The organism is Aliihoeflea sp. 2WW (assembly GCF_000497755.1).
Lineage (GTDB): Bacteria > Pseudomonadota > Alphaproteobacteria > Rhizobiales > Rhizobiaceae > Aliihoeflea.
Genome location: NZ_AYOD01000002.1, coordinates 41560 through 58425, shown reverse-complemented (window position 1 = coordinate 58425; position 16866 = coordinate 41560). Strand labels below are relative to the sequence as shown.

Below are 16866 nucleotides of genomic sequence, written 5' to 3'. Positions count from 1 at the left end.
TGTGCCAGTTGTGATTCCACATTCATCGACGGAAACGACATGGCAGGCACCGACCGCGACCGCACGCTCATCCAGGAAGGCCCGGCGATCATCCTCGTCGAGCCTCAGCTTGGCGAGAATATCGGCATGGTCGCCCGCGCCATGGCGAATTTCGGCCTGGCCGAGCTGCGCCTCGTCAACCCGCGCGACGGCTGGCCGAGCGAGAAGGCGCGCGCCGCCGCCTCGAAGGCCGACCACGTCATCGACAAGGTCCGCGTCTTCGACACGTTGGCCGAGGCGATTGCCGATCTGAACTACGTGCTCGCCACGACGGCGCGGCAGCGCGACGGCTTCAAGCCGGTGCGCGGCCCGGTGTCGGCGGCAGGCGAACTGCGCCGCAGGTTCGGCGCGGGCGAGGGGATCGGCATCCTCTTCGGGCGCGAACGCTTCGGCCTCGACAATGAGGAGGTGGCGCTCGCCGACGAGATCGTCACCTTCCCGGTCAATCCCGCCTTCGCCTCGCTCAACATCGCGCAGGCGGTTCTGCTGATGTCCTATGAATGGATGAAGAGCGGCGCGGAGACCGAGCAGGTGCCGTTTTCCGGCCCCGTCATCGAGCAGGCACCGAAGGCGATCTTCGCCGGCTTCTTCGACCATCTGGAGTCGGCGCTCGATGCGCGCGGCTATTTCCGACCGGCGGCCAAGAAACCGCGCATGGTCGACGCGTTGCGTGCGGTGCTGACCCGGCCGGGCTTCAGCGTCGCCGAGATCAAGGCGCTGCGCGGCGTCCTGAATTCGCTCGACTATTACTCTCCGAAAGAGCCGCGCGGCGCAGGTTACTCCAAGCGCAAGGCCGAGGCCGATGCGCAGGGTCGCGAGCCGGGAGACGCGGATGGCTGACCGGCCGATCATCCTGTTCGATTCGGGCATCGGCGGCCTCACCGTCCTGCGCGAAGCGCGCGTTTTGATGCCAGACCGGCGTTTCGTCTATGTCGCCGATGACGCGGCGTTTCCTTATGGCGACTGGGAGGAAGAGGCGCTGAAGGCGCGCATCGTCGAACTCGCCGGCAAGCTCATCGCCGAGCACGACCCGCTGGTCTTCGCCATCCCCTGCAACACCGCCTCGACGCTGGTGCTGGACGATCTGCGCGCGTCCTATCCCTCGACGCCGTTCGTCGGCACCGTCCCCGCTATCAAGCCGGCGGCGGAGCGAACCCATACTGGCCTCATTTCGGTTCTGGCGACGCCCGGCACGGTCAAGCGCGCCTATACGCGCAACCTGATCCAGTCCTTCGCGACCAAGTGCCACGTCCGGCTCGTCGGCAGCCAGTCGCTCGCCCGCTTTGCCGAACAGCACATTCGCGGTGAAACTATCAACTTAGAGGCGATCCGCGCCGAGATCGAGCCTTGCTTCATCGAGCAGGACGGGCGGCGCACCGACATCGTCGTCCTCGCCTGCACGCACTATCCCTTCCTGGCGAACGTTTTCCGGCGGCTGGCACCATGGCCGGTCGACTGGCTCGACCCGGCCGAGGCGATCGCGCGGCGCGTTCTGGCGCTGCTCGAAAACAGTCCGGCAGGTGCCGGCGGGCGCGATGTTCCCGACCGTGCGATCTTCACCTCGGGCAGGGCGGATTTTGCGATCGACCGGCTGATGCAGGGTTTCGGTCTGCAATCGACGCTTCGGACTTGAAAGAACAGGTATGCGCCAGCCATATAGGGCGTGCCCATATAGGACTTGGAATGGCGGCTGAAGCCGTGTATTGAGCCGCGTCGCCCCGCGTAACCTTTCGCGGGAGAGAACAGATCACCCGGATTTCCTTATGCAAACCATCCTCATCGTCATCCATTTGCTCGTCGTTCTGGCGCTGGTGGCCGTCGTGCTGCTGCAGCGCTCCGAAGGCGGCGGCCTCGGCATCGGCGGTGGGGGCGGCGGCAATTTCGCTGCGGCGCGCGGCTCGGGCAATCCGCTGACGCGGGCGACCGGCATCCTTGCGGCGATCTTCTTCGCGACCTCGCTCGGACTTTCCCTCCTGGCACGCTACGGCGAGCAGCCGACCGACTTCCTCGACCGCATCCCGACGCAGCAGGAAGGCCAGCAGGCACCCTCGGGCGCAGGCGGCGTTCTCGATCAGCTTGGCGGCGACGACGTCCCGAGCGCTCCGGCAGCTCCGGCCGCTCCGGCCGCGCCGTCTTCGGACGATGGCGCAGCGCCGGCCGCGCGGCGCCGGCCGGGGACGAGCCTGCTGCGCCTGCAACGGACGAAGCGCCTGCCGCACCCGCAACGGACGCGGCGCCGGCCGGCGAAGACCAGGTCCCCACCGGCAACTGATTCCACTTTGAGAACTCTCGTCGGGCGGCTGTGTACTTACGATCACAGCCGCCCGATTTCGTTTGCGGCGCAGCATCCATGGCCTTGCAACCCTTGAGAGCCTGGCCGGTGATTTGATATGATGCTTCATGTCCGCGCCCTGTCGTGGACGCATATGCGCGTGCGGCGCCAAGGGGCTTTCCACATGATCAAGCGTCTCGCTCTGGCAATCCTTCTTGCCGGCTTCGCAACCCAGTCCTTCTCGCAGGAGCCGCCGCCGGTATTCGTGTTCCCGCAGGAGAAGGCGGTGCCCGTTGCGCCGCGCCAGGTCGTCAAGCCACAGCCGGCGCGTATGGCAGCACCGGCGCCCGCTTTGCCCGCTCAGGACGTCGCCACCGTCAAGACCGAAGGCAATATCGGCGAATTGCGGTCGACGACGATGGTCTCGACCGGCTTCATGCGGCCGATGGAGACGGAGCTTCTGCCTGAGACCCGCGCGCTCGACGAAGTGCTCGGCGAGCGGGAGAAGGTCCGCAAGTTCACGCCGAAGCCCGAGCAGATGCCGGTCGTCGTCGCCTTTTCGGGCTATGAGCCCGGCACCATCGTCATCGATCCGCAGGCCCGCGTCCTCTACCTCGTCGAGGATCGCCGCTCGGCGCGCCGCTATGCGATCGCGGTCGGCAAGGACGGGCTGGAGTTCAAGGGAACCGCCAGGGTCGGCGACAAGCAGGAATGGCCGCGCTGGTTCCCGACCAAGGCGATGCAGGAGCGCGAGCCGAAGAAATACGGCCAGTACAAGGACGGCATGAATGGCGGGCCGGACAATCCGTTGGGCGCGCGCGCGATCTATTTGCATCAGGACAAGGTCGACACCCATGTGCGCATTCATGGCACCAACCAGCCCGAGACCATCGGCAGCGCCTCGTCGAACGGCTGCTTCCGCATGATCAACGAGCACGTCATGGATCTCTATTCGCGGGTCCGCGTCGGCGCCGAAGTCGTCGTTCTCTGATCCCTTCTTCCACCCCTAAATGCGCCGGCCGAAGATTTTTGGCTGGCGCATTTTCATTTGTGACGGTAAGCACCGACTCCCATGGCGCGATATGTATTCATCACCGGCGGCGTGGTCTCCTCCCTTGGCAAAGGCATTGCAGCAGCGGCACTCGCCGCACTTCTGCAGGCCCGTGGCTATCGCGTGAGACTGCGCAAGCTAGATCCCTATCTCAATGTCGATCCGGGCACGATGTCGCCCTATCAGCATGGCGAGGTGTTCGTCACCGATGACGGCGCAGAGACCGATCTCGATCTCGGTCACTATGAGCGCTTCACCGGCCGTTCTGCCAACCAGCAGGACAATATCACCACCGGCCGGATCTATAAGAACATCATCGAGCGCGAGCGGCGCGGCGATTATCTCGGCGCGACCGTGCAGGTCATTCCGCACGTCACCGACGAGATCAAGAATTTCGTTCTCGAAGGCAACGAAGACTACGACTTCGTCCTCTGCGAGATCGGCGGCACGGTTGGCGATATCGAGGCGATGCCGTTCCTCGAAGCGATCCGCCAGCTCGGCAACGATTTGCCGCGCGGACAGGCGGTCTATATCCATCTGACGCTGATGCCCTGGATTCCGGCGGCCGGCGAACTCAAGACCAAGCCGACCCAGCACTCCGTCAAGGAACTGCGCTCGATCGGCATCGCGCCGGACATCCTGCTCGTGCGTGCCGACCGGTCGATCCCGACCGAGGAGCGCCGCAAGCTGTCGCTCTTCTGCAATGTGCGGGAGACGGCGGTCATCCAGGCGCTGGACGTCGCGCACATCTACGACGTGCCGATGGCCTACCACGCCGAAGGGCTCGACTCGGAAGTTCTGGCCGCCTTCGGCATCGACCCGGCGCCGAAGCCGCGTATGGAACGCTGGCAGGAGGTATCGAGCCGCCTGCACAATCCAGAGGGCGAAGTCACCATTGCCGTCGTCGGCAAATATACCGGCCTCAAGGACGCCTATAAGTCGCTCATCGAGGCGCTGTCGCATGGCGGACTGGCCAACCGCGTGAAGGTCAAGCTCGACTGGATCGAATCGGAGGTCTTCGAGAAGGAAGACCCCGCGCCGTTCCTCGAAAAGGTCCACGGCATCCTCGTGCCCGGCGGCTTCGGCGAGCGCGGCGCGGAAGGCAAGATCCTCGCGGCCAAATTCGCCCGCGAACGCAAGGTGCCGTATTTCGGCATCTGCTTCGGCATGCAGATGGCGTGCATCGAGGCCGCACGCTCGCTTGCCGGCATCGAGAACGCGTCCTCGACCGAATTCGGCCCGGCCAAGGAGCCGGTCGTCGGCCTGATGACCGAATGGCTGAAGGGCAACATGCTCGAAAAGCGCCAGGCGGCCGGCGATCTCGGCGGCACGATGCGCCTCGGCGCCTACAAGGCGGCGCTGAAGGAAGGCACGAAGATCGCCGACATCTATGGCTCGACGGACATTTCCGAGCGCCACCGCCACCGCTACGAGGTCAACGTCGATTACAAGGAACGGCTGGAAGAGAGCGGCCTCGTCTTCTCCGGCATGTCGCCCGACGGCGTCCTGCCTGAGACGATCGAATATGCCGACCATCCCTGGTTCATCGGCGTCCAGTACCACCCGGAACTGAAGTCGCGCCCGTTCGAGCCGCATCCGCTCTTCGCCTCGTTCATCGAGGCCGCTGTGGAGCAGAGCCGGCTCGTCTGAGCCGATCGGCCGCACCCTCTTCACGCAATGTGACGGATGTGCAACAAATTGCGGACATGATTGGCTGCTCTCGACGAGGGCAGCCAATTTTTCGCAAGAGGCACGTCGACCTGCATGAAGTCCGTGAAGTCCCCACGCATGATGGCCGCCGCTTTCGTCGTCGCGCTTTGCGGCATCGCGACGCTCGCGATGCAGACCGTGCCGGAGCTGATCCTCTTTCGCGAACGGCTGGTGCTCAGCGTCCTTCATCTGGAAAGCGACGCCAAGCTCGAACCCTTCGACATGAAGACCCATGACGGTCTGACCCTGCGAAGCTGGTACAAGCAGCCCGAGGCCGGCAAGCCGGTCATCGTCTATTTTCCGGGCCGCGTCGGCGATCTGGTTAAGAAGCCGAGCCATCTGTTCAAGCTGGCAGAAGATGGCTACGGCCTGCTGCTCGCCGGCTATCGCGGCTATGGCGGCAATCCCGGTCGACCGAGCGAAACGCATCTTTATGGCGACGCCGCGGGCCTGCTTGCAAAGCTCGCGGTCGAAAACATGGCGCCCGACGGGACGATTCTCTACGGATATTCGATGGGCACAGGCATTGCGAGCTATGCCGCCAGCCAGGTCAAGCCGCGTGCGGTGATCCTCGAAGCGCCGTTCACCAGCTTTCGCGATGCCGTTCGCCAGCAGGCGGGCAGGGCGCCCGTCTGGCTCGTGCGCACCCAGTTCGACACGCGCTCGCGGATCGGCGAGATCGACGTGCCGATCCTGTTGATGGCCGGCGGGCAGGACCAGGTGACGCCCGCGACCTTTGCCGAAAAGCTCGCTTCCTTGAACGAGACATTCGCATCGCTGCACATCTTCAAGGAAGCCGGTCATGGCGATATGTTCGCTCACGGCGCGCTTGAAGCCGTCACCGGTTTTCTCGAGCAGTTCCGGTTGCCCGAGCTCCTGCCCGATCTTGGCGGCGGAACGGCGCAGGCCGCTCCGCTGGAACCGGTGACGCCCTAGCCTTGCACCCGAGCCCGCTTTGGGGCAAACCGCCGCGATGACATTGACGCCGCGACTTCTCGACCATTGCGTCCTGCCTGTGCCCGACCTGGCAACGGCGCGCTCACGCTATGAGGCTCTCGGGTTCACGGTGGCGTCGCAGGGCACGCACCCGTTCGGCACGATCAACTCATGCGTCTATTTCGCGGACGACACCTTCCTCGAGCCGCTGGCGATCGGCGATGCGGCCAAGGTCCGCGAAGCGGTCGCGAGCCGCAATGTCTTCGTCGCTCGCGACGCACTCTATCGGCAGGCCGTCGGCGACAATGGCTTCTCGGCGCTCGTCTTCAAGACGGACGATGCGAGGGCCGATCATGCCGGGTTTGAAAAAGCGGATGTTTCTGCCGGCCCCATTCTCGATTTCTCCCGCGCCTTTGTCGACCCCGCTGGCAAGTCCGGCAAGGTCTCGTTCCGGCTCGCCTTCGCAGCGGTGCCTGACAGCGACGCGGCCTATTTCTTCACCTGCCAGCGGATCGAAGCGCCGGCCACGGCAGGACGGGCCGCGCTCCAAACGCATCGCAACGGCGCGACCGGCATTGCCGGCGTGACACTGGCTGCCGCCGATCCGCAAACCCACAAAGCCTTCCTGTCGGTACTCGCCCACGCGCCGGTCGCGACTGAAAATGGCGCCATCGTCGCACGTCTGGGCAATTCACGCCTGGCGATGGAGCCTGCGGACGGACCGCTGCGCCTTGCCGCGATCCACTTCGCCGTCGCCGATATCGATACGACTGCTGCAGCGCTCGCGGCCGGAAAGATCGCCTTCGAACGGGAAGGCCGCACGCTGACGGTCCGGCCCGCACCGGGGCAGGGCGCAACTTTCACTTTCGAGGACAGATCATGATCCGCCCCAACGCGACCGTCTCCGTCGGCAATGTAGCCTTCGCCAACGATGCGCCATTCGTCCTGATCGCGGGCCCCTGCCAGCTCGAAAGCCGCGATCATGCCTTCGACATGGCCGGCCGGCTGAAGGAGATCACCGACCGGCTTGGCCTCGGCCTTGTCTACAAATCGTCCTTCGACAAGGCCAACCGTACCTCGCTGAAGGGAACGCGCGGTGCTGGCCTCGACGCCGCGCTGCCGGTCTTCGCCGATCTGACGCGCGAGTTCGGCTTTCCCGTCTTGACCGACGTCCACACGGAGGAACAGTGCGGCATCGTCGCGGACGTGGTCGACATCCTGCAGATCCCGGCCTTCCTGTCGCGCCAGACCGATCTTCTGATCGCAGCCGCAAACACCGGCAAGGTCGTCAACGTCAAGAAGGGCCAGTTCCTCGCGCCCTGGGACATGAAGAACGTCATCGCCAAGGTGACCGAATCGGGCAATCCCAACGTCCTCCTGACCGAGCGCGGCGCCTCCTTCGGCTACAATACGCTTGTCTCCGACATGCGCTCGCTGCCGATCATGGCCGAGACGGGCGCGCCGGTGATCTTCGACGCGACCCACTCGGTGCAGCAGCCGGGCGGGCAGGGCGGATCGTCGGGCGGCGAGCGCCGCTTCGTCGAAACGCTGGCGCGCGCAGCGGTCGCGGTCGGCGTCGCAGGCGTCTTCATCGAGACGCACCAGGACCCGGACAATGCGCCTTCCGATGGGCCGAACATGGTCCCGATCGACCAGATGGAAGCGCTTCTTTCGCGCCTGGTCGCCTTCGACCGGATCGCAAAATCGTCGGAACATTCACCAAGTTGATCGGTTGGATGCTCAACGGGAAACAACCCAAGGAGCAGTTCAATGACCACCGCAACAGGCCACACCCAGGCCATCCGCGCCTCGCGCGTCATCGGCACCAATGTCTACAACACCGAAGGCCAGCATATCGGCTCGATCGAGGACGTGATGCTGGACAAGACGTCCAACAACATCATGTTCGCGGTCATCGGTTTCGGCGGCTTCCTCGGGATCGGCGAGAAGTACCACGCCATTCCATGGTCGGCCCTCGACTACGAGAAGAACCAGGAAGGCTACGTCGTACCCTTCACGCGCGAACAGCTCGAGGCCGCGCCGACGCACGACATCGACGATCTGACCGGCTCGGACGGCAAGGCCGCGCGCGACGCCTCCTATGATTACTACAAGGTCCAGCCCTACTGGTACTGATCGACCGTCATTCTCTTCAAAGGCCCCGCATCGCGGGGCCTTTTCATTTGAAGGGTACAGGGCCCCATTGGTGCGGCCCCGTCAGCCGGACGACAAAGCCCCGCGACGTCTGGCGAAATTCCTCGATTATCCGGCGCAGCTTGTGTCGCAACCGTCGCCACCCGCGAGGTCGGCGTCGGCGGCGGTCTTCTTCGATCGTACTGGGCTCCAGATCTCTCGGACCGGGTGCAAGGCTCAGGCGGTGCGCGACGAATGGCTGCGCACAAAGGGCCGGCATCAACTGGTAGGTCGGCCAGTGCTGAAGCCCGCGAGCGTCGAACAGAAACAGGTCCACCGGCATCTCGATAACGTTGCTGGCCTCGATCAGTCGTTCTGCTGCAGAACGGGACACGATATAAGCGGCGGCGTTGAAATGCGGTCCGGTCAGGCGCCGAAGTTCACGGCCCGAATGGGTGCTTGCAGGATTTCGCGCCACGAATGTCGGGCGGCCGTTTGTTTCGAGTTTGACAATGTGGGCGTCGCTGACGATCCACTCTGCGCTACTCAGGAATTCGGCGGCATCGCTACTGAGCAGCACGTCGTCCTCAAAAATGGCGGCGTGTGCGAGATCGCGTGCAACGATTTCTTGCCAGCAGCGCCGATGACTGAGGAAACAGGCGATCTCGGAAGGCCCGACGGCACTTCCCGGTCTTTGCCAGCGGTCGATCTCGTCGGCTTCAAGACGTCGGCCATCGATCGCCGGAACGCGTTCGAACGATAGACCCAGACGTGCAAATGTAGCCTCGATATGCGCCAGCCGTTCCGTTGCGCGATCGAGATTGATGACGAACGATTGCATGCGCCTTGGTCCTTGCAAGCCGGACCGGATATATGCCCGGCTTCAGCGCCTTGTCATTGCCTTTTCGCAGCCTTTCGCTAAGAAACCCGCACCATTCCCAGCCAAAGGTGCCTCCGCCATGACCGCAATCATCGACATCACGGCCCGCGAAATCCTCGACAGCCGTGGCAACCCGACCGTCGAGGTCGACGTCACGCTGGAAGACGGTGCATTCGGCCGCGCGGCCGTCCCGTCGGGCGCGTCGACCGGCGCGCATGAGGCGGTCGAGCTGCGCGACGGCGGCTCGCGCTATCTCGGCAAGGGCGTCGAGGGTGCCGTCGAAGCCGCCAATGGCGAGATATTCGAGGCGATCGGCGGCATGGAAGCCGAGAACCAGCTTCACATCGACCGTACGATGATCGATCTCGACGGCACGCCCAACAAGGCGCGGCTCGGCGCCAACGCGATCCTCGGCGTTTCGCTCGCCGTCGCCAAGGCCGCCGCGCAGTCGTCGGGCCTGCCGCTCTACCGCTATGTCGGCGGCGCCGGCGCCCATGTCCTTCCCGTTCCGATGATGAACATCATCAATGGCGGCGCCCATGCCGACAATCCGATCGACTTCCAGGAATTCATGATCATGCCGGTCGGCGCGGAGAGCTTCCGCGAGGCCCTGCGCTGGGGTGCGGAAATCTTCCACACGCTGAAGAAGGATTTGAAGCAGGCCGGGCACAACACCAATGTCGGCGACGAGGGCGGATTTGCGCCGAACCTGAAGAGCGCCGAGGACGCGCTCGATTTTGTCACCAAATCGATCGAGAAGGCCGGCTTTAACCCGGGCGAGGAAGTCGCGCTGGCGCTCGATTGCGCGGCGACCGAGTTCTTCAAGAACGGCGTCTACGACTATGAGGGCGAGGGCGCGAAGCGTGAGGGTCAGGCCCAGGCCGAATATCTCGCCAAGCTGTGCGACGCCTACCCGATCATCTCCATCGAGGACGGCATGGGCGAAGACGACTGGGACGGCTGGAAGGCGCTGACCGACCTCGTCGGCGACAAGGTCCAGCTCGTCGGCGACGATCTCTTCGTCACCAATTCGGCGCGATTGAAAGACGGCATCCGCATGGGCGTCGCGAATTCAATCCTCGTCAAGGTCAACCAGATCGGCTCGCTGTCGGAAACGCTCGACGCGGTCGAGACGGCGCATAAGGCGGCCTACACTGCGGTCATGTCGCACCGCTCGGGCGAGACCGAGGATTCGACCATCGCCGATCTCGCCGTCGCGACCAATTGCGGGCAGATCAAGACCGGCTCGCTTGCCCGCTCGGACCGGCTTGCCAAGTACAACCAGCTCCTGCGCATCGAGCAGGAACTCGGCCGCTCGGCGCGCTATGCCGGCCGCTCGATCCTGCGTTCGGGACGCGCTTCGTAACCGTCCATTAAGCATGGCGGGTTCACATGGTTCTATTCAAGGAATCGCCCCATGTGGACCCGTCATCACAAGCAGCGCAACACCGGTCGCCTGATCGTGCCGGTCGTCGCATCGGCCTTTCTGGCTTATTTCGGCTACCATGCCTTTCATGGGGCCTACGGCATCAATTCGAAGCAGCGTCTGGAAGAGCGTGTCGCCATCCTGCAGGCGGAGCTCGACGAACTGGTCGTCGAGCGCGAAGCGCTTGAAACGCGGCTCGTTCTCATCAATGATGGAACGATCGAGCGCGACATGCTCGATGAGCAGGCACGCCGCGCGCTCGATCTCGTGCGCGACGACGAAGTCGTGATCTATCTCGATCGTTGATTAACTCGTTTTCAGTTAATCACCTAATTCCACTGTTTTTTCAGCGCCTTCGACGAATATCCGCTATGCGAAATCGGCATAGCGGGAACGAAGTCGCCATGCTAGCCTTGGGTCAATATCCGGGTTTGCTCACATGCCCGGTTGTCCGCAAAGAGACAGGCTCCGGGAGACCCAAGGCATGGCAACAGCCGCCAAGAAAGCGTCGCGCGTAAAAGCCGACGCGAAATCCACTTCTGCGATCAAGACACCGCCGCCGCTCGAGTTCTCGAAGGACGAAGAACACAAGGCCTATCGCGACATGCTCCTGATCCGCCGCTTCGAGGAGAAGGCGGGCCAGCTCTACGGCATGGGCTTCATCGGCGGCTTTTGTCACCTTTACATCGGCCAGGAAGCCGTCGTCACCGGCATGCAGATGGCGCTGAAGGACGGCGACCAGGTCATCACCGGCTATCGTGACCACGGCCACATGCTCGCAACCGGCATGACCGCGCGCGGGGTGATGGCCGAGCTGACCGGACGCCGCAGCGGCTATTCGCGCGGCAAGGGCGGCTCGATGCACATGTTCTCTAAGGAGAAGAACTTTTACGGCGGTCACGGCATTGTGGGCGGCCAGGTCTCGCTCGGCACCGGCCTCGCCTTCGCCAATCGCTATCGCGGCAACGACAATGTCTCGCTGGTCTATTTCGGTGATGGCGCGGCCAACCAGGGCCAGGTCTACGAGAGCTTCAACATGGCGGCTTTGTGGAAGCTGCCGTCGATCTACATTATCGAGAACAACCGCTACGCCATGGGCACCTCGGTTGCCCGCGCCTCGGCGCAGACCGACTTTTCGCACCGCGGCGCTTCGTTCAACATTCCTGGCATCCAGGTCGACGGAATGGACGTGCGCGCGGTCAAGGCTGCCGGCGACATGGCGGTCGAATGGGCGCGTGCGGGCAACGGCCCGATGATCCTCGAGATGCAGACCTACCGCTATCGCGGCCACTCCATGTCGGACCCGGCGAAATATCGCTCCAAGGACGAAGTGCAGAAGATGCGCTCCGAGCACGATCCGATCGAGCAGGTGAAGGCGCGCCTGGTCGAGAAGAAATGGGCCACCGAGGACGAACTCAAGGCCATCGACAAGGAGGTTCGCGAGATCGTCGCCGATTCGGCGGAGTTCGCGCAGAACGATCCGGAGCCGGATGCGTCCGAGCTCTACACCGACATTCTTCTTTGAGGAGCGCGCTCCATGCCGATTGAAATTTTGATGCCCGCGCTCTCGCCGACCATGGAAGAGGGCAACTTGGCCAAGTGGCTGAAAAACGAAGGCGACAAGGTCGTCGCCGGCGACGTCATCGCCGAGATCGAGACCGACAAGGCGACGATGGAAGTCGAAGCCGTTGATGAAGGCACGATCGGCAAGATCCTGATCGCGGCCGGCACGGAGGGCGTGAAGGTCAACACGCCGATCGCCGTTCTGCTCGAGGAAGGCGAAAGCGCCGACGATGTCGGCAAGGCATCAAAGCCCGCCAAGTCTTCCGACGAACCCGAGCAGGCCGCTGATGCTGCCGGCGGCAAGGACAAGCAGGCAACGGAGGAGCCGTCAGCCAAGAAGGACGGCGCTTCCGTCCCCGCCGCTCCGAATACGGATGTCGCCGCCGATCCCGACATTCCGGCAGGCACCGAGATGGTCCCGACCACCGTCCGCGAAGCTTTGCGCGACGCGATGGCCGAGGAAATGCGCCGCGACGACAACGTCTTCATCATGGGCGAGGAAGTCGCCGAGTATCAGGGCGCCTACAAGATCACGCAGGGGCTGCTGCAGGAGTTCGGCGACAGGCGCGTCGTCGACACGCCGATCACCGAGCATGGTTTTGCCGGCGTCGGCGTCGGTGCGGCGATGGCTGGGCTGAAGCCGATCGTCGAGTTCATGACCTTCAACTTCGCCATGCAGGCGATCGATCATCTGGTGAACTCGGCCGCCAAGACGCTCTATATGGCCGGCGGCCAGATGGGCGCGCCGATCGTCTTCCGCGGCCCGAACGGCGCGGCGGCCCGCGTCGGCGCCCAGCATTCGCAGTGCTACGCCGCCTGGTACGGCCACATTCCTGGCCTGAAAGTCGTGATGCCCTATACGGCCGCCGATGCGAAGGGGCTCCTCAAGGCCGCGATCCGCGATCCGAACCCGGTCGTCTTCCTCGAAAACGAAATCCTCTACGGCCAGACCTTCGACGTGCCGAAGATGAATGATTTCGTCCTGCCGATCGGCAAGGCGCGCGTTCACAAGACTGGTAAGGATGCCACCATCGTCTCCTTCGGCATCGGCATGACCTATGCGGTCAAGGCGGCCGAACAACTGGCGGGCGAGGGGGTCGACGTCGAGATCATCGATTTGCGCACCATCCGTCCGATCGACATCGACACGGTGGTCGAGAGCGTCAAGAAGACTAACCGCCTCGTCACCGTCGAGGAAGGCTTCCCGCAATCCTCCGTCGGCGAGCATGTCGCCAGCCAGGTGATGCAGCGCGCCTTCGACCATCTCGACGCGCCGATCATCACCGTCGCCGGCAAGGACGTGCCGATGCCCTACGCGGCCAATCTCGAAAAGCTCGCTTTGCCGAGCGTCGCCGAGGTCGTCGAGGCCGTGAAGGCCGTCACCTACAAGGCCTGAGGGAGAGCGGACCATGCCGATCAACATCACCATGCCCGCGCTCTCCCCAACCATGGAGGAGGGCAACCTGGCCAAATGGCTGGTCAAGGAGGGCGACAAGGTCGCTCCCGGCGACGTCATTGCCGAGATCGAGACCGACAAGGCGACGATGGAAGTCGAGGCTGTCGACGAGGGGACGGTCGCAAAGATCGTCGTTCCCGCCGGCACCGAGGGCGTCAAGGTCAACGCGCTGATCGCGGTCCTCGCCGAAGAGGGCGAGGATGCGGGTGCGGCCGCCAAGGCGGAGGCCCCGAAGGCGGAAGCGAAGCCGCAAAAGGCTGCCGAGCCTGCGACCGCAGAAAAGCCGAAACAGCCGGAAGCAAAAGCCGAAGCGCCCGCCGCTCCGCAGAAATCCGCGGGCGGCGAGCGCACCTTCGCCTCGCCGCTCGCCCGCCGTCTCGCCAAGGATGCCGGGCTGGACCTTTCCGCCGTCACCGGCTCCGGCCCGCATGGCCGTGTGGTGAAGGCGGACGTCGAGGCCGCCTCGAAAGGCGGCGTCGCCAAGGCCGCTCCAGCCGACAAGGCTGCGCCTGCCGCCGCCGCGCCGGTCAAGGGCATGTCTGACGACGCGATCCTCAAGCTTTTCGAGGAAGGCTCCTACGAGATCGTCCCGCACGACAACATGCGCAAGACCATCGCGCGCCGCCTCGTCGAGGCGAAGTCGACCGTTCCGCATTTCTATCTGACGCTCGATTGCGAGATCGACGCGCTGCTCGCACTGCGCAAGCAGATCAACGACGCGGCGCCGGTCAAGAAGACCGAAAAGGGCGAGGTCCCGGCCTACAAGCTGTCCGTCAACGACCTCGTCATCAAGGCGATGGCGATGGCGCTCGTCGCCGTGCCGGATGCCAACGTGTCGTGGTCCGAAGGCGGGATGCTGAAGCACCGCCATGCCGATGTCGGCGTCGCCGTATCGATCCCCGGCGGGCTGATCACCCCGATCATCCGCAAGGCCGACCAGAAGTCGCTCTCCGCCATCTCCAACGAGATGAAGGACATGGCCGCCCGCGCGCGCAACAAGAAGCTGAAGCCCGAAGAATATCAGGGCGGCACGACCGCCGTCTCCAATCTCGGCATGTTCGGCATCAAAGACTTCGCCGCAGTCATCAACCCGCCCCACGCGACCATTCTTGCGGTCGGCGCGGGCGAGGAGCGGGCGGTCGTGAAGAACGGCGAGATCAAGGTCGCCAACGTCATGTCTGTGACGCTTTCGACGGATCACCGCGCGGTGGATGGGGCGCTCGGAGCCGAGCTGCTCGCGGCGTTCAAGCGGCTAATCGAGAACCCGATGGGGATGCTGGTCTAGGCAGGGATTACCTTGATGAAAACCATCCTCTGCTACGGCGATTCCATCACCTGGGGCTCCGACGCCGAAACCGGCGGACGCCATGCGTTCGCCGATCGCTGGCCGAACGTGCTGCAGGCGGCACTTGGCTCGGATATCCAAATCATCGCCGAGGGCCTGCGCGGGCGCACGACGGCTTTCGACGAGCATCTGGCCGATTGCGACCGCAACGGCGCGCGCATCCTGCCGACCGTTCTCTACACCCACGCGCCGATCGACCTCGTCATCATCCTGCTCGGCTCGAACGACATGAAGCCCGCCATTGCAGGCACGGCGCTCGCCGCAATGCAGGGCATGCGCCGGCTGGTGGAACTGATCAAGTTCAACGCCATGCGCGACGGCCAGTCCGAGCCGCCGGCGGTGCTCATCGTCGCCCCGCCGCCGCTGTGCGAAACCGCCAACACCGAATACAGCGCCATGTTCGCCGGCGGCGTCGAGCAGTCGCAAATGCTGGCGAGTTTCTATGCCGACCTCGCCGACGAATGGGGTTGCGGCTTCTTCGATGCCGGATCGGTCGCTGAAACGACGCCGGTCGACGGTGTTCACCTCGATGCGGAAAACACGCGCGCCATCGGGCGGGGGCTGGAGCCCATCGTCCGCATGATGCTTGGAATCTAGGAGCCTGCCATGGCGGATACCGACTACGACGTCATCATCATCGGCTCGGGCCCGGGCGGCTACGTCACGGCCGTGCGGTCCGCCCAGCTCGGGTTAAAGACGGCCATCGTCGAGCGCGAGCATCTGGGCGGCATCTGCCTGAACTGGGGCTGCATCCCGACCAAGGCGCTTCTGCGCTCGGCAGAGATCAAGCACTATGCCGAGCACGCCAAGGATTACGGCCTGTCGATTTCGGGCGAAGTGAAGGCCGACGTGAAAGCCGTCGTCGAACGCTCTCGCGGCGTCTCGGCGCGGCTGAATGGCGGTGTCGGCTTCCTGATGAAGAAGAACAAGGTCGACGTGATCTGGGGCGAGGCAAAGCTCGCCAAGGGCGGCAAAATCGTCGTCTCCAAATCGTCGAAGAAGCCGATGGAGCCGCAGCATCCTGCGCCAAAAGGCACCAAGGGCGAGGGCACCTATTCGGCCAAGCACATCATCGTCGCTACCGGCGCGCGCCCGCGCGTGCTCCCGGGCATCGAGCCGGACGGCAAGCTGATCTGGACCTATTTCGAGGCCATGGTTCCGCAGGAAATGCCGAAATCGCTGATCGTCATGGGGTCGGGCGCGATCGGCATCGAGTTCGCCTCGTTCTATCGCACGATGGGCGGCGAGGTGACAGTCGTCGAGCTTCTGCCGCAGATCATGCCGGTCGAGGATGCCGAGATTTCCAAGCTGGCGCAAAAGCAGCTCGAAAAGCAGGGCATGAAATTCCTGCTCGAAGCGAAGGTGACGAAGGTCGAGAAATCCGGCAACTCCGTCACCGCTCATGTCGAGACCAAGGACGGCAAGACGCAGACGATCACCGCCGACCGCCTGATCTCTGCCGTCGGCGTCCAGGGCAATGTCGAGGGCCTTGGACTGGAAGATGTCGGCGTGAAGATCGAGCGCGGCACGGTCGTGGTCGACGGCTACGGCAAGACGAATGTCGACGGCATCTACGCCATCGGCGACGTTGCAGGTGCGCCGATGCTGGCCCACAAGGCCGAGCACGAAGGCGTCATCTGCATCGAGAAGATTGCCGGTGTGAAGGGCGTCCACGCGCTCGACAAGGGCAAGATTCCCGGCTGCACCTATTGCCACCCGCAGGTCGCGTCCGTCGGGCTGACCGAAGCCAAGGCCAAGGAAGCCGGTCGCGACATCCGTGTCGGCCGCTTCTCCTTCGCCGCCAACGGCAAGGCGATCGCACTCGGCGAGGACCAGGGCCTGATCAAGACGATCTTCGACAAGAAGACCGGCGAACTACTCGGCGCCCACATGGTCGGCGCGGAGGTGACCGAACTCATCCAGGGTTTCGTCGTCGCGATGAACCTCGAAACCACCGAGGAAGAGCTGATGCACACCGTCTTCCCGCACCCCACCCTGTCCGAGATGATGAAGGAAAGCGTGCTCGACGCCTATGGCCGTGCATTGAACGCCTAA

The 16866-nt window shown here is 64.0% G+C and carries 16 protein-coding genes and 1 pseudogene; 16 read left to right on the top strand and 1 reads right to left on the bottom strand.

What is annotated here, in order from left to right; translation table 11 throughout:
- Positions 1–39: 39 nt before the first annotated feature.
- The 9 genes and pseudogenes from ALII_RS0102520 to ALII_RS0102480 all read left to right on the top strand — a co-directional run bounded on the left by ALII_RS0102520 (position 40) and on the right by ALII_RS0102480 (position 8144).
- Positions 40–879, top strand: coding sequence for an RNA methyltransferase (locus ALII_RS0102520; RefSeq protein WP_024585763.1), 840 nt, complete (start codon positions 40–42; stop codon positions 877–879).
- Positions 872–1672, top strand: a complete 801-nt coding sequence (gene murI, locus ALII_RS0102515) for a glutamate racemase (RefSeq protein WP_024585762.1) — start codon at positions 872–874, stop codon at positions 1670–1672. The genes ALII_RS0102520 and murI overlap by 8 nt, the downstream gene beginning before the upstream one ends.
- Positions 1673–1802: 130 nt before the next feature.
- Positions 1803–2311 (top strand): annotated as a pseudogene (gene secG / locus ALII_RS0102510) (preprotein translocase subunit SecG).
- Between the two features lie 184 nt (positions 2312–2495).
- Entirely contained in the window at positions 2496–3302 is an 807-nt protein-coding gene (locus ALII_RS23035) for a L,D-transpeptidase (protein ID WP_348265973.1), read from the top strand.
- A gap of 81 nt (positions 3303–3383) precedes the next feature.
- Positions 3384–5012, top strand: a complete 1629-nt coding sequence (locus ALII_RS0102500) for a CTP synthase (protein WP_024585760.1) — start codon at positions 3384–3386, stop codon at positions 5010–5012.
- 114 nt (positions 5013–5126) lie between these two features.
- Positions 5127–6008 (top strand): alpha/beta fold hydrolase, encoded by an 882-nt coding sequence (locus tag ALII_RS0102495; RefSeq protein ID WP_024585759.1) that lies wholly within the window; start codon positions 5127–5129, stop codon positions 6006–6008.
- 37 nt (positions 6009–6045) lie between these two features.
- Complete coding sequence (locus ALII_RS0102490; RefSeq protein ID WP_024585758.1) at positions 6046–6891, top strand: VOC family protein; 846 nt, start codon at positions 6046–6048, stop codon at positions 6889–6891.
- On the top strand, positions 6888–7736 hold the full coding sequence (kdsA, locus tag ALII_RS0102485; RefSeq protein WP_024585757.1) for a 3-deoxy-8-phosphooctulonate synthase: 849 nt from the start codon (positions 6888–6890) through the stop codon (positions 7734–7736). Before ALII_RS0102490 ends, kdsA begins: the two co-directional genes overlap by 4 nt.
- Positions 7737–7778: 42 nt before the next feature.
- Positions 7779–8144: a PRC-barrel domain-containing protein gene (locus tag ALII_RS0102480; protein WP_024585756.1), complete on the top strand. Its 366-nt coding sequence runs from the start codon at positions 7779–7781 to the stop codon at positions 8142–8144.
- Positions 8145–8187: 43 nt separating this feature from the next.
- On the opposite strand, the gene ALII_RS0102475 is transcribed toward ALII_RS0102480, so the two are convergent.
- Positions 8188–8982, bottom strand: a complete 795-nt coding sequence (locus ALII_RS0102475; protein ID WP_024585755.1) for a glycosyltransferase family 25 protein — start codon at positions 8980–8982, stop codon at positions 8188–8190.
- 118 nt (positions 8983–9100) lie between these two features.
- On the opposite strand from ALII_RS0102475, the gene eno reads away from it, so the two are divergent.
- The 7 genes from eno (at position 9101) to lpdA (ending at position 16866) form a co-directional block, all read left to right on the top strand.
- Positions 9101–10387: a phosphopyruvate hydratase gene (eno, locus tag ALII_RS0102470; protein ID WP_024585754.1), complete on the top strand. Its 1287-nt coding sequence runs from the start codon at positions 9101–9103 to the stop codon at positions 10385–10387.
- A gap of 51 nt (positions 10388–10438) precedes the next feature.
- Positions 10439–10753 (top strand): septum formation initiator family protein, encoded by a 315-nt coding sequence (locus ALII_RS0102465; protein ID WP_024585753.1) that lies wholly within the window; start codon positions 10439–10441, stop codon positions 10751–10753.
- A gap of 178 nt (positions 10754–10931) precedes the next feature.
- Positions 10932–11972: a pyruvate dehydrogenase (acetyl-transferring) E1 component subunit alpha gene (gene pdhA / locus ALII_RS0102460; RefSeq protein ID WP_024585752.1), complete on the top strand. Its 1041-nt coding sequence runs from the start codon at positions 10932–10934 to the stop codon at positions 11970–11972.
- Positions 11973–11984: 12 nt separating this feature from the next.
- Positions 11985–13406 carry a pyruvate dehydrogenase complex E1 component subunit beta gene (locus ALII_RS0102455; RefSeq protein ID WP_024585751.1) on the top strand — a complete coding sequence of 474 codons (1422 nt, stop codon included), beginning with the start codon at positions 11985–11987 and terminating at the stop codon, positions 13404–13406.
- Positions 13407–13419: 13 nt separating this feature from the next.
- On the top strand, positions 13420–14751 hold the full coding sequence (locus tag ALII_RS0102450; protein WP_024585750.1) for a pyruvate dehydrogenase complex dihydrolipoamide acetyltransferase: 1332 nt from the start codon (positions 13420–13422) through the stop codon (positions 14749–14751).
- Between the two features lie 15 nt (positions 14752–14766).
- Positions 14767–15408 carry an SGNH/GDSL hydrolase family protein gene (locus ALII_RS0102445; RefSeq protein ID WP_029660124.1) on the top strand — a complete coding sequence of 214 codons (642 nt, stop codon included), beginning with the start codon at positions 14767–14769 and terminating at the stop codon, positions 15406–15408.
- Between the two features lie 9 nt (positions 15409–15417).
- On the top strand, positions 15418–16866 hold the full coding sequence (gene lpdA / locus ALII_RS0102440; protein WP_024585748.1) for a dihydrolipoyl dehydrogenase: 1449 nt from the start codon (positions 15418–15420) through the stop codon (positions 16864–16866).